Below are 18,234 nucleotides of genomic sequence, written 5' to 3'. Positions count from 1 at the left end.
GATTAATCATATGATTGCCCCCCGTCGGTTCTTGCCCTCAATCCCATCATTGCTTGCGCTTGAGGCCGTTGACCGTCTCGGCAGCGCCTCGGCCGCTGCCGAAGAGCTATCACTGACGCAAAGCGCGATCAGTCGGCAGCTCAAGTCCATGGAGGAGCAACTGGGTGTGGATCTGATCCAGCGCAGCCAGATGCGGCTGCACCTGACACCCGCAGCGAAAGAATACGTACTGGTCGCGCGCACCGCGCTCAATCAACTGGCCCAGGCATCGCTGAAGCTGAAAGCCAACCCTACCGGAGGGTCGTTGAACCTGTCGATCCTGCCCGCCTTCGGAATGCACTGGCTGGCCCCGCGCCTGCAAGATTTCGCGCGCCGCCACCCGGAGGTCACGGTGAACCTGAACACCCGCCTGCGCCCGTTTGACTTTGACACTGAACTTTTCGACGCCGCCATACACTTTGGCCAGCGCGACTGGGCCGGTGTGAACTACCTGCGCATCATGCGCGAAGATGTGTTGCCTGTGTGCTCACCCGATCTGCTGCCCGATGACGTTGAGGACATCGGTTGGCTGACGGAAGCCCCATTGCTGCACCTCGAAACGCGCCCTGATGCCTGGGAACGGTGGTTCGCCGCGCAAGGGCACGAGGTTTCCGGAATTCGAGGCATGTTGTTCGACCAGTTCTCGACAATGGGGCAGGCCACGATTCACGGGCTGGGCGTGGCATTGCTACCTAGCTACCTGATTGAAGCAGACCTGGAGGCGGGTCGACTGGTAACAGCCTGGCACGGGCCGGGGGTGAGCCTTGGGGATTTCTATCTTGTCTGGCCGCAATCCCGCGCAGAATCCGAGCCGCTGAGGTCTTTCCGCACTTGGCTGCAAGCGCAGATTGACCAAGCGGGCAAAGCATAGATTCAGGGTCAGAATATCCTGCGCGGCCTTCGGCCTTGCGTCCTGCGGACGGCAGGGGCCAGGCAGGCGCGGACTGTGCCCGCGCCTGCCTGGCCCAACGGGAGGAGATGTTTCGGCAGAAACGTCGACGACGGGCGGGAGGAGCCCCGGTTTGGTTAGGTGTCCAATGACCGGGCGATGAGTTCCTTCATGATCTCATTGGTACCGCCATAAATCATCTGAACACGCGCATCCGCGTAGAGACGCGCAATCGGGTATTCCATCATGAACCCGTAGCCGCCAAACAGCTGCAGGCATTCGTGCATGACTTCATTCTGAACTTCCGACCCCCAGTACTTCACCATCGAGGCCGTGGCAGCATCCAGCGTTCCCGCCTCGAGCCGCGCAATACAATCATTGACGAAGCTACGCAGGACCTCGGCCTTTGTCTTGCACTCGGCCAGTTTGAACCGGGTATTCTGGAAATCCATTACCCGCTGACCGAACGCCTTACGCTCCTGTGTGTATTTCACCGTTTCAGCGATGGCGAAATCTATCGCGCCCAGCGCCCCGATGCCGATGGTCAGACGCTCCCACGGCAACTGTTTCATCATCTGATAAAAGCCCTGCCCCTCTTCCGCACCCAGAAGATTGGTCATCGGCACCTTGACGTCTTCAAAGAACAACTCAGCCGTGTCATTGGCCTTCATTCCCAGTTTCTTCAGGTTTCGACCCTTGCGGAATCCCTCTGCGCCCTCGGTCTCCACAGCTATCAACGAGACACCCTTTGACCCCTCCGTCTTGTCGGTCTTGCAGGCCACAAGGATCAGGTCCGCCGACTGGCCGTTGGTGATAAAAATCTTGGACCCGTTCAACCGATAGGAATTGCCGTCCTTGTCTGCGGTCGTTCGAATGGCTTGCACATCGGACCCGGTTCCGGGCTCGGTCATGGCCAGTGCCCCAACCATCTCGCCCGAGGCCAGACGCGGCAGCCATTTCTGCTTTTGATCCTCGCTGCCATAGGTGCTGATGTAGTGAACGACGATGGTCTGGATCGCATAGCCCCACCCCGAATCCCCGTGCGAGGCCTGCGCATAGAGCGTCACCGCATCAAACCCGACTCCACCGCCGACGCCGCTATAGGCTTCGGGGATCGCACCGGCCATCAATCCCATGTCACCTGCCTTGCGCCACATGTCACGATCAACAACACCGTTTTCATTCCAACGGTCGAGGTTCGGTACAAGTTCATCTTTCATGAACCGGTCCGCCATTTCGGCAAACATCTGATGCTCTTCGGTCACCCAACCCGCAGTAGTGGTAAAAAGCGGCATACGACATCCTCCCCTCGCCTTTGCCTCAACAGCCTAGCTTTGGAGGTTTCGCTTTCCAATCCGCCGAAGGGCATCGCAACGCAACGTCGTTTTGCGATCAGGCGCCTTTCAGACCAGCGCGTTGTCCAGAAGAACCTGCGCGGCCGACTTGGCATTATGTGCCGGGTCACAGGATTTCAGAAACACCGCCGCGACAATCGCGCCTTCCTGCAACAGCACGATCTGGCAGGCCAGATGCTCCGGATCACGCGCACCGGCCTGACGGGCCAGGTCCGTAAAATGATCCATCATGATCTGTTTGTGTTCCGCCGACTGTTTATGGATCGGGTGATCCTCTTCCTGATATTCCGCCCCGGCCTTGATGAACATGCAGCCGCGATAGTCTTCTTCACTGAACCACTCGCCCAGCGCGTCGAAACTGGCAATCAACTGCCCCGCCGGAGTATCCGACAGCTCGCTGATACGGTGCAGAAAATCCTTGCGAAAACTCTCATCCCGCAGCTGCAGCGCGGCCAGGATCAGGTCCTCTTTGGTGCGGAAATGCTTGTACATCGAGGTTTTGGAGACACCTGTTTCAACCACCAGCTTGTCCATACCGGTGGCGTGAAAGCCATCGCGGTAAAAGACCTGCAGGGCTTTGCGGACCAGTTCGTCACGTTTGTTCGGGCGCATTCACGGGCTCCTGAGTGTACAGATCAGTACATAATGGCAGATTGCCGAAACCTCAACATCCGAGAGAGCCCGCTAGAGATTTCAAAATAAGACTTGCAAAAGTTTACCGATCAGTACACATTACTCACAAGATGTACCGATCTGTAAACCTTGGAGCGATCAGATGAGACGCCATGCCAGCCTTTTCTCCCCTCAGTACGTCCCCGTTCTTTTGACCCTCGCGCTGATAGCCGCCGCATTGACGTGAAAGACCAGCTCACGGGCCGAGAAAGGACAAGTCATGCCACGCGCCTTTTCCGAACTGACCTTTACCCCCGCAGTTCGGGCTCATCAGGAAAGAATGGGCTCGGCCAGGACTTACGCCAGGTTCATCGAAGGCGGTCCGCAGCAGGGACACCAGATCGGACCGGCCGAAAAGGCGTTCATCCAGGCGCGCGACGGGTTTTACCAATCCACCGTGTCCGAGACTGGATGGCCTTACGTCCAGTACCGCGGTGGGCCGGTCGGGTTCCTGAAGGTATTGGGACCACAGACCATCGGATACGCCGATTTTTCCGGTAACAAACAGTATATCTCGCGCGGGAATCTGGACGGGAATGACCGCATCGCACTGATCCTGATGGATTATGCCAACCAGCGGCGCCTCAAGGTACTTGGCCGGGTGGATTTCACAGAAGGCGAGGCCGCAGCGGCCAGCCTGTACCCAGAGGGCGCCGAAGCCCCCGCCGAACGCGCTGTCATTATCCGGGTCGAGGCGCTGGACTGGAACTGCCCGCGCCACATCACTCCACGTTTTACCGAGGCCGAACTGCGCCCGCATCTGAACGCGCTCGGGCAGCAATTGGCCCAGCTTCAGGCCGAGAACGAAAAACTGAAACAGCAACTGGCCCAACGGCCCTGACCCCCTGACCAGACAGGTCACAACAGATACAAGGAGCCCCCCATGCTGCGATCAGCGCTGAACATTGCCAGCCTTTGCGTGATTGGCGCCTTGCTGTTGGTGACGGGTTTGACACTGGCCTTTTTTGCCTCGCCGCAATCTGTCCGCAGCTCTCCGCCCGTGATGTACGATTCCCTGTTGTTGGATCAGCTATTGGATCGCTGACTTAAGCACAGAGAAATTGCGCAGAAACCTGTCGTGACCCCTTGACCTTCCCGTGACTGGAACCCCCATCTGGAGGGAGAAGTTCTCTACAGGATGAGTCGGATGACTACGTCGCAGACAATTCAGCTGAAAATCTCGGGCATGGGATGCGCGTCTTGCGTGGGGCGGGTGGAAACCGCACTGCGCGACGTGCCGGGGGTGTCGGAGGCCTCGGTCAATTTCGCAACCGAAACCGCGCAGGTTACCTATGACGGCCAGATCGGGGCGCTGACCGAAGCGCTGAGCCACGCCGGTTACCCGGCAGCGACACGGGAAACGACGCTGAAGATCGGCGGCATGAACTGTGCCTCCTGCGTGTCCCGGATTGAACGCGCCCTGACCGCCGATCCCGCCGTTGTCGAGGCGCAGGTCAATCTGGCCACGGAAAGCGCCACGGTCACCTATATTGACGGTGCCACCGACCCGCAGACGCTGGCGAAACGGTCCGAGGATGCCGGATACCCGGCGCGTGTGGCCGATAGCTCCGACACACCGACCAACCAGGCTAAAACCGAAGAAACCCACGCGCTGACCAAAGCCACAGTTTTTGCCGCTGTGCTGGCTTTGCCTGTATTCGTGCTCGAAATGGGTGGCCATATGGTCCCGGCCTTTCACCACTGGGTACAGGCGACCATCGGCACGCAGACCAGCCACCTGATCCAATTCGCGCTGACCACTGTTCTGTTGCTGGGGCCGGGGCGGGTTTTCTATGCCAAGGGCATCCCCTCTCTGCTGCGCGGATCACCGGATATGAACGCGCTTGTGACTTTGGGCACGGGGGCGGCCTATTTGTTCTCGGTCACCGCAACCTTCGCACCGCAGATTCTGCCGCAAGGCAGCGCCAATGTGTATTTCGAGGCCGCCTCGGTCATCGTAGTCCTGATCCTGCTTGGGCGGGTGATGGAGGCACGCGCCAAGGGCCGCACCGGCGCCGCGATCCGCAAGTTGGTGGGGCTGCAGCCCAAGACCGCACGGGTCGAAATGGACGGCACCTACATAGACCGCCCGATTGCCGACATCACTGTTGGAAATATCCTGCAAATCCGCCCCGGCGAGCGGGTCCCGGTGGATGGGGACGTGCTTGAGGGGACCTCATACGTCGATGAAAGCATGATCACCGGCGAACCCGTACCTGTCGGCAAAGCGCCGTCAGATCAGGTCGTGGGTGGTACGGTCAACGGCACCGGTGCGCTGCGGATCCGCGCCACGCGGGTTGGGGCTGACACCGTTCTGGCGCAGGTCATCCACATGGTCGAACAGGCGCAGGGGGCCAAGCTGCCGATTCAGGGGCTGGTCGACCGGATCACCGCCTGGTTTGTGCCCCTGGTCATTGCCGTGGCCCTGCTGACCATCGCGGTCTGGCTGATCTTTGGCCCTGCACCCGCCCTGCCGATGGCTCTGGTCACCGGAGTTTCCGTCCTGATCATCGCCTGCCCTTGCGCCATGGGTCTGGCAACGCCAACCTCGATCATGGTGGGCACCGGGCGCGCGGCTGAGCTGGGCGTTTTGTTCCGAAAGGGCGACGCGTTGCAGCAGTTGCAACAGGCCAAGGTGATCGCGCTGGACAAGACCGGAACGCTGACATTGGGGCGGCCCGAACTGGAAGGCATCACCGTCACAAACGGCTTTGACCGTGACACTGTTCTGCGGCTGGCCGCAGCAGTCGAGGCGCAATCCGAACACCCGATCGCCACAGCGATCACCCGGGCTGGACCGCCGGATTTGCCATCGCCGTCCGAATTCCAATCCCTGACCGGGCTGGGCGTTCAGGCAACGGTCGAAGGGCGCGACATTCTGATCGGCTCGCCCCGCCTGATGGCGCAACACGGGATCGACCTATCCGACTTGACCGCTGAGGCCGACCAGCGCGCCAACGAAGGTGCCACGCCGCTGTTCGTCGCCATTGACGGTCAAGCTGCGGCGCTGCTTGCGGTCTCGGACCCGATCAAACCCGGCACAAGGCAGGCGTTGGAGCGGCTGCACGCGATGGGCCTGACGCTGGCGATGGTGACCGGCGACAACGCCCGTACCGCGCAGGCTCTGGCCGACCGGCTGGGCATCGACCATGTCACGGCCGAGGTTCTGCCGGATGGCAAGTTGGCCGCGATCACCGCGTTGCGCGAGAAGTTCGGCACGCTGGCCTTTGTCGGGGATGGCATCAACGACGCACCGGCTCTGGCGGCGGCCGATATCGGTGTGGCCATTGGCACAGGAACCGACGTGGCCATTGAAACTGCGGATGTGGTTCTGATGTCCGGCGATTTGCGCGGTGTTGCCAACGCGGTTGAGATCAGCCGCCGCACCATGCGCAACATCCGCCAGAACCTCGGCTGGGCCTTTGGCTATAACATCCTGCTGATCCCGGTGGCTGCGGGCGCTCTGTACCCGTTCAGCGGGCATCTTCTGTCCCCTGCCCTGGCCGCCGGGGCGATGGCCTTGTCCAGCGTCTTTGTGGTGTCGAACGCGCTGCGCCTGCGTCGCGTGCGCGCCAGCCTGCCTGAAGTGCAGCAGGGCCACGAAACCCATGAGGTGACGCCATGAATATCGGAGACGTCGCAACCCAGACCGGCCTGCCCGCCAAGACGATCCGATATTATGAGGATATCGGCCTGATCAAACCTCTGCGCGACGACAACGGCTATCGCCGGTTTCGGGAACAGGACGTGCACAAGCTGAACTTTCTGGGCCGTGCCCGCGCCTTGGGGTTCACGATCGAGGATTGCCGCACGCTAATGGCTCTGTACGAGGATGAAACCCGCGCAAGCGCCGACGTCAAAAAGGTCGCGCGGGCGCATCTGGCTCAGATCGAGGCCAAGATCGCAGATCTCAACGCGATGCGCGACACGCTGGGCCATCTGATCGATGCCTGCGCCGGGGATGACCGCCCCGATTGCCCGATCCTGCAGGATTTGGGCGGCAAGTCCTGACGCGGGGTTGCTCTTTGCGCGCGGCTTTGCTTTGTCTCTGCCCAACACTCCGGCCTACTGAAAGAAATGGGACCGGACAGCAGAGAGGATCACCAAATGGCAAAAATTGCGTTTCTGGGCCTGGGCGTCATGGGCTATCCAATGGCAGGCCATCTGCAGGCGGCGGGACATGAGGTGACCGTTTACAACCGCACCGCGGCGAAGGCAGAAGCTTGGGTTGCTCAACACGGCGGCGCCATGGCGCCCACCCCGAATGAGGCCGCACAGGGCGCGGATTTCGTGATGGCCTGCGTCGGCAACGATGATGACCTGCGGATGGTTTGTACAGGAGAAGACGGCGCGTTCCACGGAATGGCCGAGGGCACCACGTTCGTCGATCACACCACTGTTTCTGCCAAGGTGACCCGTGAACTATACGCAGCCGGGCAGGCTCAGGGCATTGCATTTGTGGACGCGCCGATTTCGGGCGGTCAGGCGGGAGCCGAAAATGGCGTTCTGTCGATCATGTGTGGCGGTGATCAGGCCGCCTATGATGCAGCCGAGCCGATCATGCAGGTCTATTCCAAAATCTGCCGCCGGATCGGCGACAGCGGCGCTGGTCAAATGACCAAGATGTGCAACCAGATCGCAATTGCCGGCCTGGTTCAGGGCCTCAGCGAAGCGCTGCATTTTGCCGAGAAAGCCGGTCTGGACGGGCGCTCGGTCGTTGAGGTGATAAGTCAGGGTGCGGCTGGCAGCTGGCAGATGGCAAACCGCTACGAGACCATGCTGGACGACCACTTCGATCACGGATTTGCGGTGGACTGGATGCGCAAGGACCTGGGCATCTGCCTTGAGACAGCCAACGAGACCGGGGCATCACTGCCGGTGACGGCTTTGGTCGATCAGTTTTACAAGGATGTCCAGAAACTGGGCGGTGGGCGGTGGGATACGTCCTCGTTGATCAAACGGTTGCGTGCTTTGGACTGAAGGCAGGGGGGCTGTCTGCCCCTCTTGGTCCGTTGGGCCAATTCACCCCCCGAAGGTATTTTCAGCCAGATGAAGGGGACCCCGGTGATCGAAGGACAGGGAATCGGATGAGCGACATGACTGAATTCTGGGCGGACGCCCTGCGCACGCATTGGGGGCTGGACGCCAAGTTGGAGCGTTTGGACGGCGAATATGACCTGAACTTTATGGTCCGGGCCACCAACGGTCAGGATTACGTGCTCAAGGTCATGCGCGCGGGCTGCGAGGCCGAATTCGTGGACCTGCAAGTCAAGGCGCTGGCCCATATCACAAGCGAGGCACCGGGGCTGCCGTTCCCACAGGTGTTCGCGGACCTGAACGGGACCCTGCTGCCCGAGATCTCCGATCAGCAGGGAGAGACGCGGCTGGTCTGGTTGCTCGAATGCCTGCCGGGGCAGTGTTATGCCAAAACAGCGCCCAAGTCCGTAGAACTGATCCTGAAGCTGGGTCGCGTTTTGGGGGCGACGGACAAGGCGTTGGAGCGGTTTTCGCATGGCGGGTTGCACCGGACGGATTTCAAATGGGACCTGACGCAGGCGGATTGGATCGCCGATCAGTTGGATGTGATTGCCGATCCCACGCGCCGCGCGTTGTTGACCGGAATTAGCGAGGAATTCGTCGCGATTTCCGGGCAATTGTCCGGTCTGAACAAGCAGGCCATTCATAACGATGCCAACGACTATAACATTCTGGTCGAAGGTGAGTTGGGGCAACGCCAGAGCGTTTCGGGCTTGATCGATCTGGGCGACATGTGCGCGGCGCCGCGTATTTGCGATCTGGCGATTGCGGGGGCGTACATCGTTCTGGATCACCCCAAACCCGAGCGCGCATTGGCGGCGCTGGTACGCGGATACCACGCGGCCAACCGGCTGCGCGCGGATGAGGTCGATCTGATCTGGCCGCTGCTGCGGATGCGGCTGGCGGTGTCCGTCGTGAACTCGACCCTGATGGCGGCTGAAAATCCGGATGATCCCTACGTGACCATCAGTCAGGCCCCGGCCTGGCGGTTCCTTGAGAATTCGGGCGTGAATGGCGACCTGATGTCGACGCGGCTGCGCGCCGCTTGCGGCCTGCCTGTCACCGACGGGGCCGAGCGTATTCACGCCTACCTCTCCGAACATCGCGGCCAGTTCGCCCAGATGCTCGAGCAGGACTTGCGCGATGTGCCGATGGGCTCGCTGTCCGTCGAGAATTCGACCTGGCCACAGAACCCGTTTCACATGCCGCTGGAGGAAGCCGCGCGCGTGGGTGAGGAATTCGGTGAGGGCCTGTGGCTGGGCTACTATAACGAACCCCGCCTGATCTATGCGGAATCCGGGTTCCGCAAGGGGCCGTGGAAGGCCTCGGACCGTCGGACCGTGCATCTGGCGGTGGACGTGTTTGCCCCCGCGGGCACCGTGCTGCATGCGCCGATGAGCGGCCGGGTTGAGGCGGTCGAGAACCGAAACGCGCATCTGGATTATGGCGGCGTGGTGATCCTGCACCACGAAACGCCCGAGGGTGATCCGTTCTATACGCTCTACGGCCATCTGGACCCCGAGGTCTGTGACCGGTTGAAACCGGGAGATCCGGTGGCGCAGGGTGCAGCTTTTGCCCGGCTGGGGGATGCCAGCCAGAACGGCGGCTGGGCGCCGCATGTGCATTTCCAGCTGGCCCTGACCACGGACGGGATGCAAAACGACTGGCCCGGTGTCGGTGACCCGGACGAGATGGAGCTGTGGCACGCCATCTGTCCCAACCCGGCAGCGTTGCTGAACCTGCCCGACGACAAGGTGTTCTACCGCCCCACCGACAAGCAGGCGATCCTGCGGGGGCGGCACGATCATTTCGGCGGCAATCTCAGCCTGACCTACGACGATCCGGTGATGCTGGTGCGCGGATGGAAGCACCACCTGTTCGACGAATGGGGCCGCCCCTATCTGGACGCCTATAACAACGTCCCCCATGTGGGCCACGCACATCCGCGTATTCAGGCGGTCGCGGCGGATCAGTTGAAGCGGATGAACTCGAACACCCGCTATCTGCATCCCGCGCAGACCGCGTTTGCCGACAAGGTGCTGTCCAAGCTGCCGGATCATTTCGAGGTCTGCTTCTTCGTGAACTCGGGCACCGAGGCCAATGAACTGGCCCTGCGGCTGGCCCGCGCCCATACCGGGGCCAAGGGGATCGTAACGCCGGACCATGGCTATCACGGCAACACCAACGCGGCCATTGCGATCTCGGCCTACAAGTTCAACAAGCCGGGCGGGATCGGTCAGGCCGATTGGGTCGAACTGGTCGAAGTAGCGGACGACTATCGCGGGTCGTTCAAACGCGACGATCCCAACCGCGCCCAGAAATACGCTGACCTCGTAGACCCGGCGATTGCCGCCTTGCAGGACAAGGAACAGGGCGTGGCCGGATTTATCGCCGAGACCTTCCCCTCGGTCGGTGGTCAGATCATCCCACCCAAGGGCTATCTGCCTGCGGTTTATGAGAAAATCCGGGCCGCGGGCGGGGTTTGCATCGCCGACGAAGTGCAGACCGGGCTGGGACGTCTGGGTGAATACTATTTCGGCTTTGAGCATCAGGGCGCGCTGCCGGATATCGTGGTCTTGGGCAAACCCATCGGCAACGGGCACCCGCTGGGCGTACTGGTGACAACCAAGGAAATCGCCCGCAGCTTTGACAACGGGATCGAGTTCTTCTCGACCTTTGGCGGCTCGACCTTGTCCTGCCGGATCGGGAAAGAGGTGTTGGACATCGTCGATGACGAGGGCCTGCAGGACAACGCCCGCGACATGGGTGCGCGCCTGATGGACGGCCTGCGCCAGATCGAGGCCGATTTCGGCTGTGTCGGTGACGTGCGGGGCATGGGCCTGTTTCTGGGTGTTGAATTGATCAACCCCGACGGGTCCGAGGGCACCGAGATCTGCAAACACGTCAAGAACCGGATGCGGGACCACCGCATCCTGATCGGTAGCGAAGGGCCAAAGGACAACATCCTGAAAATCCGCCCACCTCTGACGATCGAGGCCGAGGACGTGGACATGATCCTCTGGGCATTGCGAGATGTGTTGGCCGAAGTCGGCGACTATGCCCCTGCCCCGACCTGCGATCATGATCATCACCACGCCGGGTGCGGATGCTGCTGAGGTGAAAAACCCCGGCGCGAGGGAGGCCGGGGTTTTACGCTTGCCTGCTGCTTAATGCAACACGGCTGCGGGGGGATGGTGCCCGGTCGTGGGCATTGGAACAAGCGCTGTCATGCGGCGCAGTGCCAGTCCGAGTTCCTCGGACAATGAAGCCAACGCAGGCGCGAAATCCGCTCGTACTATCAAGGATGCCATCATCATCGCGTCTTCGCGGTCCCCTTCCGAGGCCGCAGCGATCATCTGTGCGAAACAGTTCTCATCCGCACCCAGACAGGAACACCCCAATCCGTGACGGACCAGCGGGCGGCGCCCGTGATGCGCGCATAGCGAACACAACTGGTCCAGTGTCGTTATCGCGGCGCGCCCGCTCTCTGTACCCAGCGCGATTTCAAAGTCACTGGCAGCATCCGAGCGCCCCTGCGCGCCGTCACCCCAGAGCCGCAGATACATCACGGCACCGACCTCGACAGGGCTCAGGTCAGCAAGGCGGCCAACGGCCGCCCCGCCCCGCGGGGAAGGCGCGCTCATTTCGTCAGGATCAGCTTGCCGGCGCGGGTGATGCGCAGGGTGTACAGCTGGTCGCCCAACTCGATATGGGCCAGGTTTCCGCCCTTGGTCAGGTCCTCGGCCTTGTGGGCAGGCAGCATGGATACGGCGTAGGATTGGCTGGGATTCGGGGTCTGCATATTCATCAGGACAACTCCAAGTGGTCTCAGGCGAAATGCCTTGATCTGTTCGCGTTTTTTTCGATCTGGCTGACCCGACATGGGGTTGGCTGCTCACTTGTCGTTAAGTTGATTAATTTAGTCAGGTATGTCAACCCGGTTCTTACAAAATCTTCAAACCAATGTGATTGCGCCAAAAAATCATGCGGGATAACCCTGTGCAGGGCTTTGGACAGACGAGGTAACCGATGAGCGCGACAATCATGTTCGACCTGGACGGGACACTGGTGGACAGCCTTGCGGACCTTGCCGCAGCCACCAACAGGATGTTGCAGGACAACGCTGTCGCGCCCCTTCCCCAGCAGCAAATCCAACAATTCGTGGGCAACGGCCTGCCCAAGCTGGTCGAGCGCGTGATCCTGCATTGTGACCTGTCGATGGATCGTCATACCGACCTAACCCGGCAGACCCTGGCGCACTACAACGCTGGCGCCAGCGACAAGACCGTCGTCTATCCGGGCGTGATACAAGCGCTGGAGCAGTTGCGCGATATGGGCTGCGTGCTGGGTGTCTGCACCAACAAACCCGAGGCCCCTGCACGTCATGTGCTGGAAGCCATGAACCTGGCGCATCATTTCGATGCCGTTCTGGGTGGCGACAGCCTGAACACCCGCAAACCGGACCCGGCCCATCTTGAGGCCAGCTTTGCCGCCGTCACCCCCACCGGTCCGCACCTGTTTGTGGGCGACAGCGAGGTCGACGCCGAAACGGCCCGCCGTGCGCAAGTGCCGTTCCTTCTGTTCACCGAAGGCTATCGCAAATCACCCGTAGCCGAGATTCCGCACACCGCCAGCTATGGCGACTCGTTGCAGCTTCCGACGGTGGTCACACAAGTGCTGCGATCGCTGGAAGAAGACGCCTGACGGCAAGCTTAGGGGAATTGGAACGGATCGCAGCGGTTTGCTGAGGGGCCGGCCGAGGGGGTAAGTAGCCAGCCCCTCACAGGGGAAAAGTGGTATTGCCCGAATTGCTCCGTTCAATAAGTTACAATTAACGAATTGCCCGATAACCTGATATTGGGGGTTTCCCGTAGGCCATCCAAAGCCGTTGAAATTACGAAATTATTTTTTTCTTTTTTTGCGCATCGGATCGGGTATTGAACATAAAATTTCCCAGCAACACCCCGCCAAGCAAGAAAACGGCAATTAAGGCACCACGCCACCGTCGCCGCAGCAAGGGCTGATGTGCCCCGCCCGAATACGGGACACCGCCTTGTTTGCGACACGTGCCCAGCCCTGGGAACAGCCCGAAAGGCCGGCCATCACAGTGTTTCCGAATTAACTTTCTTTGCCTTGCGCACAGAGCTTTAGACCGTGACGCCCTGCAGGGCCTGTTCACGTGAAAGGTCTGCCTTGAGACCTGACATCAGGATCTCTCCGCGGCGCAAGACAACGAACCGGTCAGCCAGATCATAGGCATGGTCAAAATACTGCTCGACTAGAACAATGGCCTTGCCGCCTTGGGTTCGCAGATGGTGGATCACCTCTCCGATCTGCTGGATGATGTTGGGCTGAATGCCTTCGGTCGGCTCGTCCAGCAGCAGGCGTGGTTTGGTGATCCGCGCCCACGCGATGGCCAGCTGTTGCTGGTGCCCTTCGGACAGGTCACCGCCGCGCCGGTTCTGCATTTTCCTGAGCACCGGAAACAGTTCGAAAATTTTATCCGGGATGAAGTGCGCGCCGGCGGGCAGACAGGCAAACCCGGTTTCCAGATTTTCACCACCTGAGCGCGGATGGGTTCCGGATATTGCCTTGATCAGGCCGGTCTTGCAGACGCCATTGGTGCCCATAGTGCAGGGTCAGATCATTCAGTGTCAGCATCGCCTAGCACCCCAGATAGACGTCGATGACGTCCTGATTTGATGTCATTTGGTCCAGCGAGCCCTCGGCCAGAACCGTCCCTTCGAAAAGAACCGTGACCTTGCAGTTCAGGCGGCGGACGAACTCCATGTCATGCTCGACGACTGCAACGGCGCGTGTTTTGGCGGCCTGACCCAGCAGGTCGGTGGTGTCCTCGCGCTCCTGCGGGGTCATGCCCGCCGCAGGTTCGTCGCCCAACAGCAAGCGCGGTTCCTGCGCCAGCAACATCCTGATCTCGAGCCATTGCTTCTGACCATGGCTGAGTTGGCCGGACTTGCGCGTCAGTTCATCCTTCAACCCTATCTCGGCGGCCAGTTCTTCGACCTTCTCCAGATCCTCGGATGAGGGGCGATAGAACAGCATCCCCGACCAACCGCGCTTGTTTTTCAAGGTCATCAGCAGGTTTTCCTGCGAGGTCTGATCTTCGAAACTGTGGGTTTCTGGAAATTCAGCCCGATGCCCGCCTGCTCGATCTTGGCCTCGCTCATCCGAAGCAGCGAGACGGATTTCGCTGACAACCCCTGAAAGAACGGGTCCCGAAAGGGCATCTACTGTAAAGTACGCCTCCTGCCCATATTTGATCCGCCCCATATCGGTTTCATCCACGTTCACCAGAACGACCATTTCCTCAAGGCCCTGGGCTATTGTGAAAAGAGTCGGTGCCTCCAATGTAGCGGCCACTGTTTGACCCTCTTCAATACTTCGATTGATGATCACTCCATCGATCGGGGCGCGAATAAGGCTGTGTTGCAAGGTAAGCGTTGCATCTGGGGCCCTAAACAACGTCTGACGCTTTCGACTTCATCATGAGATACTGCCGCCAAACAGAGAAAAGGCGCTGCCATGGGGTTGGAAACCAGATCTTTCGAAGTATACGGCTTCAAAATTGAAGTGCATGCTGGTGGGCGTCGTGTTTGGCCACCTAGCTTCAAACGCTTCATAAACGAAAAGATGGATCGTGGTGAACTGAGCGTCGGCGAGATCATGAAAACATGCAACGTCTCGCAATCGCTGGTTTACAAATGGCGAGGTGACGTTCGGCGAGCAGGACGAATAACAACCGACGTTCGGGAAGAAAGGGTATTTTCCGAGATCGTCGTCCAAGAAGATCCGATCAAGCCTGATGTTCCTTCCGAGATCGTTCTGCGCAGTAACCAACTCGAGATTACCTTGCCAGCTTACTATCCAGTATCAGACCTTATCTCTGTGATCCAAGCACTCTCATGATCTCGCCATCCGGAAACTTCAAACTCTACCTCGCCTCCAAGCCCGTTGATTTTCGCAAGGGTATGGATGGATTGGCGGCAATCGTTATGAACGAATTTGATCTGGACCCGTTTAGTGGAGCGATCTTTATCTTTCGCGCCAAGCGGGCTGATAGAATGAAGATCATTGTGTGGGACGGGACAGGCCTAGTCATGACCTACAAACGGATCGAGGGTGCAGGATTTGTCTGGCCGCGGATGACCGATGGTGTCATCACCATTAGCCGCTCCCAATTTGAAGCGCTGTTTGAAGGTCTCGATTGGCAACGAGTTGTTCCTCGTCATGTGCGAAAGCCAGTTGCTGTCTGATACCGCAATGCGGACCTTGTGGCAGAACGCAGCGGATGGTGGGAAAGAGCCCATTTTGCCCGATGCTGCACACGACATGAATGGCCGCTTTGCGCAAAGACATCGCCGCGCTCATAAAGATGTAATTGGTGCATAGCTTCCATCTTCGCGGTGAACTTCGCGCCCGCTGAGCGGTGGATTGAATACGCAGACAAGCCTCAAGTCGGCGCCTGTGGCTCGCACCAAGTGCCGGTCATGTTTATCCAATGCATAGAGGATAAATGGTTCAAGGAAATGCCAGGTTTCATCGTCAGACGTCCGGATCTGACCCTTGCCCTCGATACAATAACACGCCTCTAAATGATGGGTGTATTCAAGCTCAAGCACTGCACCCTTTTTGATGATTGTATCAGTGAGCGAAAACCCCATTCCATCAGAGGCAAGCAATAACCTTCTGCTGTTCCAACCCGGACCGGAAATGTCTCTATCTGTATCAAGGATATCTTTGAGTGCCGTAACAATCATCTTTCACCGCCTCTTTGCTATCGAACCGCGCGGTTCATCCCGCCGTCGGACAGTATACTCTGGCCGTTGATATACCGAGCTCCCTCGCTGGCGAGAAACACGCAAGCCTGACCAATTTCCTCAAATGTCGCGGGTCGTTGCGCCGGGATGGAGCGACGCGCCTCTTCCGACAGGTTGACGTTTTCGCAGAAACCGGGGAGCAGATTGTTCATGCGAATGTTGTGCCGTGCATAACGATCTCCGTAAAGCTTTGAGAAACTGTGCAAGGCACCGCGCAGCATACTCATAGGATAGGGCGCACGTGGCTCGATTGTGTTCATGGACGAGATATTTACGAAAGCACCCCCGCCTTGTTCGATCAGGATTGGTGTGACGATACGGGCGATCTTGACGACGTTCAGCACATACATGTCCAGACTCTCGTGCCACAATTCGTCGCTGAGTTCCAAAAGCGGCCCGTCAAAGTCAGGATCGAAGCCGACTGTCTTGATGGCCTCAGGTACCGTTCCGCCGTGACCCATGTTGCTGACGATTGCGTCAATCCGCCCATACTTGCTCATGGTGTCGTCGATCATCGCTTGTAAATCATCGACATCTAAAACAGAACCGCGGCGGCCAATGCCCCCAAGCTCCTCTGCCAGTTCGACCGAGCGATTGGATGGGGACATCAGCGAGACCTTGTAGCCTGCCTTGGCCATTTCAACGGCGCAGCCCCGGCCAATGCCTTGTCCTGTACCAGTCATTAGCGCGACTTTGGCTTCGGGCATGGTGTTTCCTTTCATTAGGCATAAAGTGTGTGTGGTTTTTTTGAGTTGAAGGCAGTGTAACCCCCCAGAATTGGACGCACCTATCGAGTTTAAAGAACATTGCTGTTAGATTTTCTCACATGACAGAAAACCTCAGACACCTTCGTGCCCTTCAGGCTTTTGACGAAACCGCAACCCATTCCAGCCTGACCAAGGCAGCGGATGTTCTGAATGTCACCCACGGGGCGATCAGTCGGCAAATCAAAGTGCTGGAGCTGCATCTCGGCGTAGCGCTCTTTCATCGCCGCCCCAATGGCGTTGAACTGACCAAGGCCGGGGAACGTCTGTATCAATCAACACGTGGGGCATTTTCTGCATTGCAGCTGGGCGTATCGGAGGTGAAGCGATTACATCACCGCCAGTCGATTACAGTGTCCTTGTCCACATCGCTGGCGCTCAAATGGCTTGTTCCGTTACTAAGCTCGTTTCAGCAAGAACATCCGGGTATCGCATTATTGCTGGACACAAATGATGCCTTTGTGGATTTCGATACGTCCGAGGTTGATGTCGCCCTGCGGTTTGGGGAGCCCGGTTGGGACGGGCTGTATCATGAGCAAATAAGGCAAGAGGAATTGATTGTCGTGGCCGCGCCGTCCCTTGTCGGGCAAACACGGCTACCAATGCGCGCCGAGGACGTGGCTGATCTCCCACTATTGCACGATGCATTCAACGTCGGATGGGAAAACTGGGCTGCTCAAGTCGGTCTGAACGCTGATCGGATCAATTCTCAGAGCATCAAGTACGTCGACAGCGCTGTTCTGTTGGAGGCCGCGATTGACGGGCAAGGTGTGGCGTTGGCAAGACATCTCTTGGCAGCAAGAGACTTGGAGCTTGGTCGGCTGATCCGTCTCGACGAAAGCCCTGTTCCAATGGTACGTGGGCTCTACTTCGTCTGCCGCCCCGGCGATCAGGAGCGGGTCACGGTGAGAATTTTCAGGAAATGGCTCATGTCGATTTGAGCTTTGTGCCTTAATCGAAGGCCCGCGACAACTGTCATTAGTCCAAGTATTACAGAAGTCGGCTTTGTCCCGCACTTTACCAGTTCATGCGACGCGCGGCGAAAGTCGATCCATCCCAGACCGACCATTTCCTAAAGGCCCTGGGCTATTGTGAAAAGAGTCGGTGCCTCCAATGTTGCGGCCACTGTTTGTCCCTCTTCAATACTTCGATTGATGATCACTCCATCGATCGGGGCGCAAGTAATGCTGCGTTGCAACTCCACTTCTGCAAGCTTCAGAACCGCTTGCCTTTGCGGCACGTTGGCCTGTGCGCCAGCGAGCACAGCCTGTGCGCGAGCATAGTCGGCCTTTGCGTTCTGGACCCGTTGTGCGTTTGTCTCAAAAAGGGCTTCGGCCTCTCGCAAGACTGCCTGCGCAGAAAGAAGCTCACCGCGTTCGCCTTCCAAATCTGCCTTGATGAGGGGGTTAAGCGAACGGTCCTGTGGAGTGTATTTGGATTGAGCTGTCTTTTTTGGATTTTGGATGCGGGAGCAGGATTTGAACCTCTGAGCTTCAGGTTATGAGCCTGGCGAGGTGAGGAGGTTAAGCAATTGGTTCATTGGATCAATTGTAGTCTGAACGGGTAGTTTTGAGATTATTCGACCTGGTTGCGGGAGTAGGATTTGAACCTACGACCTTCAGGTTATGAGCCTGACGAGC

General features: G+C 58.9%; 18 protein-coding genes and 3 pseudogenes. 11 read left to right on the top strand and 10 right to left on the bottom strand.

Translation table 11 applies throughout. The features are described from left to right. The first annotated feature begins 10 nt into the window (after positions 1–10). Positions 11–910, top strand: a complete 900-nt coding sequence (locus tag GOX88_RS07950) for a LysR substrate-binding domain-containing protein (protein ID WP_170400650.1) — start codon at positions 11–13, stop codon at positions 908–910. A gap of 155 nt (positions 911–1,065) precedes the next feature. Here GOX88_RS07950 and GOX88_RS07945 read toward each other — a convergent pair whose 3' ends face one another. Together GOX88_RS07945 and GOX88_RS07940 are read right to left on the bottom strand one after the other, a co-directional pair. After that, the gene (locus GOX88_RS07945) at positions 1,066–2,223 is read right to left on the bottom strand and encodes an acyl-CoA dehydrogenase family protein (protein ID WP_170400649.1); all 1,158 of its coding nucleotides are present in this window, start codon (positions 2,221–2,223) and stop codon (positions 1,066–1,068) included. Positions 2,224–2,331: 108 nt separating this feature from the next. Beyond that, positions 2,332–2,895, bottom strand: coding sequence for a TetR/AcrR family transcriptional regulator (locus tag GOX88_RS07940; RefSeq protein WP_170400648.1), 564 nt, complete (start codon positions 2,893–2,895; stop codon positions 2,332–2,334). Positions 2,896–3,175: 280 nt separating this feature from the next. Here GOX88_RS07940 and GOX88_RS07935 point away from each other — a divergent pair, with 280 nt between their 5' ends. The 6 genes from GOX88_RS07935 (at position 3,176) to GOX88_RS07910 (ending at position 11,108) form a co-directional block, all read left to right on the top strand. After that, complete coding sequence (locus GOX88_RS07935) at positions 3,176–3,796, top strand: pyridoxamine 5'-phosphate oxidase family protein (RefSeq protein ID WP_170400647.1); 621 nt, start codon at positions 3,176–3,178, stop codon at positions 3,794–3,796. A 42-nt stretch (positions 3,797–3,838) separates the two neighbouring features. Next, positions 3,839–4,000 (top strand): hypothetical protein, encoded by a 162-nt coding sequence (locus GOX88_RS07930; RefSeq protein ID WP_170400646.1) that lies wholly within the window; start codon positions 3,839–3,841, stop codon positions 3,998–4,000. Between the two features lie 102 nt (positions 4,001–4,102). Then, on the top strand, positions 4,103–6,580 hold the full coding sequence (locus GOX88_RS07925) for a heavy metal translocating P-type ATPase (protein ID WP_170400645.1): 2,478 nt from the start codon (positions 4,103–4,105) through the stop codon (positions 6,578–6,580). Next, on the top strand, positions 6,577–6,966 hold the full coding sequence (gene cueR / locus GOX88_RS07920) for a Cu(I)-responsive transcriptional regulator (protein WP_170400644.1): 390 nt from the start codon (positions 6,577–6,579) through the stop codon (positions 6,964–6,966). Before GOX88_RS07925 ends, cueR begins: the two co-directional genes overlap by 4 nt. A 96-nt stretch (positions 6,967–7,062) precedes the next feature. Beyond that, entirely contained in the window at positions 7,063–7,935 is an 873-nt protein-coding gene (locus GOX88_RS07915; RefSeq protein WP_170400643.1) for an NAD(P)-dependent oxidoreductase, read from the top strand. Between the two features lie 107 nt (positions 7,936–8,042). Then, on the top strand, positions 8,043–11,108 hold the full coding sequence (locus GOX88_RS07910) for an aminotransferase class III-fold pyridoxal phosphate-dependent enzyme (RefSeq protein WP_170400642.1): 3,066 nt from the start codon (positions 8,043–8,045) through the stop codon (positions 11,106–11,108). A 51-nt stretch (positions 11,109–11,159) separates the two neighbouring features. On the opposite strand, the gene GOX88_RS07905 is transcribed toward GOX88_RS07910, so the two are convergent. Next, complete coding sequence (locus GOX88_RS07905; protein WP_170400641.1) at positions 11,160–11,636, bottom strand: hypothetical protein; 477 nt, start codon at positions 11,634–11,636, stop codon at positions 11,160–11,162. Next, positions 11,633–11,800, bottom strand: coding sequence for a hemin uptake protein HemP (gene hemP / locus GOX88_RS07900; RefSeq protein ID WP_170328602.1), 168 nt, complete (start codon positions 11,798–11,800; stop codon positions 11,633–11,635). The genes GOX88_RS07905 and hemP overlap by 4 nt, the downstream gene beginning before the upstream one ends. Positions 11,801–12,021: 221 nt before the next feature. On the opposite strand from hemP, the gene gph reads away from it, so the two are divergent. Further along, positions 12,022–12,696 (top strand): phosphoglycolate phosphatase, encoded by a 675-nt coding sequence (gene gph, locus GOX88_RS07895; protein ID WP_170400640.1) that lies wholly within the window; start codon positions 12,022–12,024, stop codon positions 12,694–12,696. A 443-nt stretch (positions 12,697–13,139) separates the two neighbouring features. Here the strand turns inward: gph and GOX88_RS07890 are convergent. The 3 pseudogenes from GOX88_RS07890 to GOX88_RS23405 form a co-directional block, all read right to left on the bottom strand. Next, positions 13,140–13,628: pseudogene (locus tag GOX88_RS07890) on the bottom strand (ABC transporter ATP-binding protein); the annotation flags it as partial. 28 nt (positions 13,629–13,656) lie between these two features. Then, positions 13,657–14,201, bottom strand: a pseudogene (locus GOX88_RS07885) (ATP-binding cassette domain-containing protein); the annotation flags it as partial. A 25-nt stretch (positions 14,202–14,226) separates the two neighbouring features. Beyond that, a pseudogene (locus tag GOX88_RS23405) lies at positions 14,227–14,409 on the bottom strand (efflux RND transporter periplasmic adaptor subunit); the annotation flags it as partial. Positions 14,410–14,535: 126 nt separating this feature from the next. On the opposite strand from GOX88_RS23405, the gene GOX88_RS07880 reads away from it, so the two are divergent. Both GOX88_RS07880 and tnpB read left to right on the top strand, forming a co-directional pair. Next, positions 14,536–14,919: a hypothetical protein gene (locus GOX88_RS07880; RefSeq protein ID WP_170400638.1), complete on the top strand. Its 384-nt coding sequence runs from the start codon at positions 14,536–14,538 to the stop codon at positions 14,917–14,919. Next, entirely contained in the window at positions 14,916–15,266 is a 351-nt protein-coding gene (gene tnpB, locus GOX88_RS07875; protein WP_170400637.1) for an IS66 family insertion sequence element accessory protein TnpB, read from the top strand. The genes GOX88_RS07880 and tnpB overlap by 4 nt, the downstream gene beginning before the upstream one ends. Before the next feature lie 111 nt (positions 15,267–15,377). Here the strand turns inward: tnpB and GOX88_RS07870 are convergent, their stop codons facing one another. Further along, on the bottom strand, positions 15,378–15,770 hold the full coding sequence (locus GOX88_RS07870) for an ectoine synthase (protein WP_170400636.1): 393 nt from the start codon (positions 15,768–15,770) through the stop codon (positions 15,378–15,380). A gap of 17 nt (positions 15,771–15,787) precedes the next feature. Next, positions 15,788–16,537 carry an SDR family oxidoreductase gene (locus GOX88_RS07865; protein WP_170400635.1) on the bottom strand — a complete coding sequence of 250 codons (750 nt, stop codon included), beginning with the start codon at positions 16,535–16,537 and terminating at the stop codon, positions 15,788–15,790. Positions 16,538–16,656: 119 nt separating this feature from the next. Here GOX88_RS07865 and GOX88_RS07860 point away from each other — a divergent pair, with 119 nt between their 5' ends. Then, positions 16,657–17,535: a LysR substrate-binding domain-containing protein gene (locus GOX88_RS07860; RefSeq protein WP_170400634.1), complete on the top strand. Its 879-nt coding sequence runs from the start codon at positions 16,657–16,659 to the stop codon at positions 17,533–17,535. Between the two features lie 131 nt (positions 17,536–17,666). On the opposite strand, the gene GOX88_RS07855 is transcribed toward GOX88_RS07860, so the two are convergent. Next, a complete protein-coding gene (locus GOX88_RS07855) occupies positions 17,667–17,981 on the bottom strand; it encodes a hypothetical protein (protein ID WP_170400633.1) in 315 nt (104 codons plus the stop codon). Positions 17,982–18,234: the final 253 nt, after the last annotated feature.

Origin of the sequence: Ruegeria arenilitoris, from assembly GCF_013030985.1 — a bacterium.
Classification (GTDB): domain Bacteria; phylum Pseudomonadota; class Alphaproteobacteria; order Rhodobacterales; family Rhodobacteraceae; genus Ruegeria; species Ruegeria arenilitoris_B.
Note: the sequence above shows the minus strand (reverse complement) of the source record. Positions and strands in the feature narration are given on the sequence as shown.

Coding starts and splice junctions, on each gene's coding strand:
- GOX88_RS07950 (WP_170400650.1), top strand. CDS start 11: ATGATTGCCCCCCGTCGGTTCTTGCCCTCAATCCCATCATTGCTTGCG.
- GOX88_RS07945 (WP_170400649.1), bottom strand. CDS start 2,223: ATGCCGCTTTTTACCACTACTGCGGGTTGGGTGACCGAAGAGCATCAG.
- GOX88_RS07940 (WP_170400648.1), bottom strand. CDS start 2,895: ATGCGCCCGAACAAACGTGACGAACTGGTCCGCAAAGCCCTGCAGGTC.
- GOX88_RS07935 (WP_170400647.1), top strand. CDS start 3,176: ATGCCACGCGCCTTTTCCGAACTGACCTTTACCCCCGCAGTTCGGGCT.
- GOX88_RS07930 (WP_170400646.1), top strand. CDS start 3,839: ATGCTGCGATCAGCGCTGAACATTGCCAGCCTTTGCGTGATTGGCGCC.
- GOX88_RS07925 (WP_170400645.1), top strand. CDS start 4,103: ATGACTACGTCGCAGACAATTCAGCTGAAAATCTCGGGCATGGGATGC.
- cueR (WP_170400644.1), top strand. CDS start 6,577: ATGAATATCGGAGACGTCGCAACCCAGACCGGCCTGCCCGCCAAGACG.
- GOX88_RS07915 (WP_170400643.1), top strand. CDS start 7,063: ATGGCAAAAATTGCGTTTCTGGGCCTGGGCGTCATGGGCTATCCAATG.
- GOX88_RS07910 (WP_170400642.1), top strand. CDS start 8,043: ATGAGCGACATGACTGAATTCTGGGCGGACGCCCTGCGCACGCATTGG.
- GOX88_RS07905 (WP_170400641.1), bottom strand. CDS start 11,636: ATGAGCGCGCCTTCCCCGCGGGGCGGGGCGGCCGTTGGCCGCCTTGCT.
- hemP (WP_170328602.1), bottom strand. CDS start 11,800: ATGAATATGCAGACCCCGAATCCCAGCCAATCCTACGCCGTATCCATG.
- gph (WP_170400640.1), top strand. CDS start 12,022: ATGAGCGCGACAATCATGTTCGACCTGGACGGGACACTGGTGGACAGC.
- GOX88_RS07880 (WP_170400638.1), top strand. CDS start 14,536: ATGGGGTTGGAAACCAGATCTTTCGAAGTATACGGCTTCAAAATTGAA.
- tnpB (WP_170400637.1), top strand. CDS start 14,916: ATGATCTCGCCATCCGGAAACTTCAAACTCTACCTCGCCTCCAAGCCC.
- GOX88_RS07870 (WP_170400636.1), bottom strand. CDS start 15,770: ATGATTGTTACGGCACTCAAAGATATCCTTGATACAGATAGAGACATT.
- GOX88_RS07865 (WP_170400635.1), bottom strand. CDS start 16,537: ATGCCCGAAGCCAAAGTCGCGCTAATGACTGGTACAGGACAAGGCATT.
- GOX88_RS07860 (WP_170400634.1), top strand. CDS start 16,657: ATGACAGAAAACCTCAGACACCTTCGTGCCCTTCAGGCTTTTGACGAA.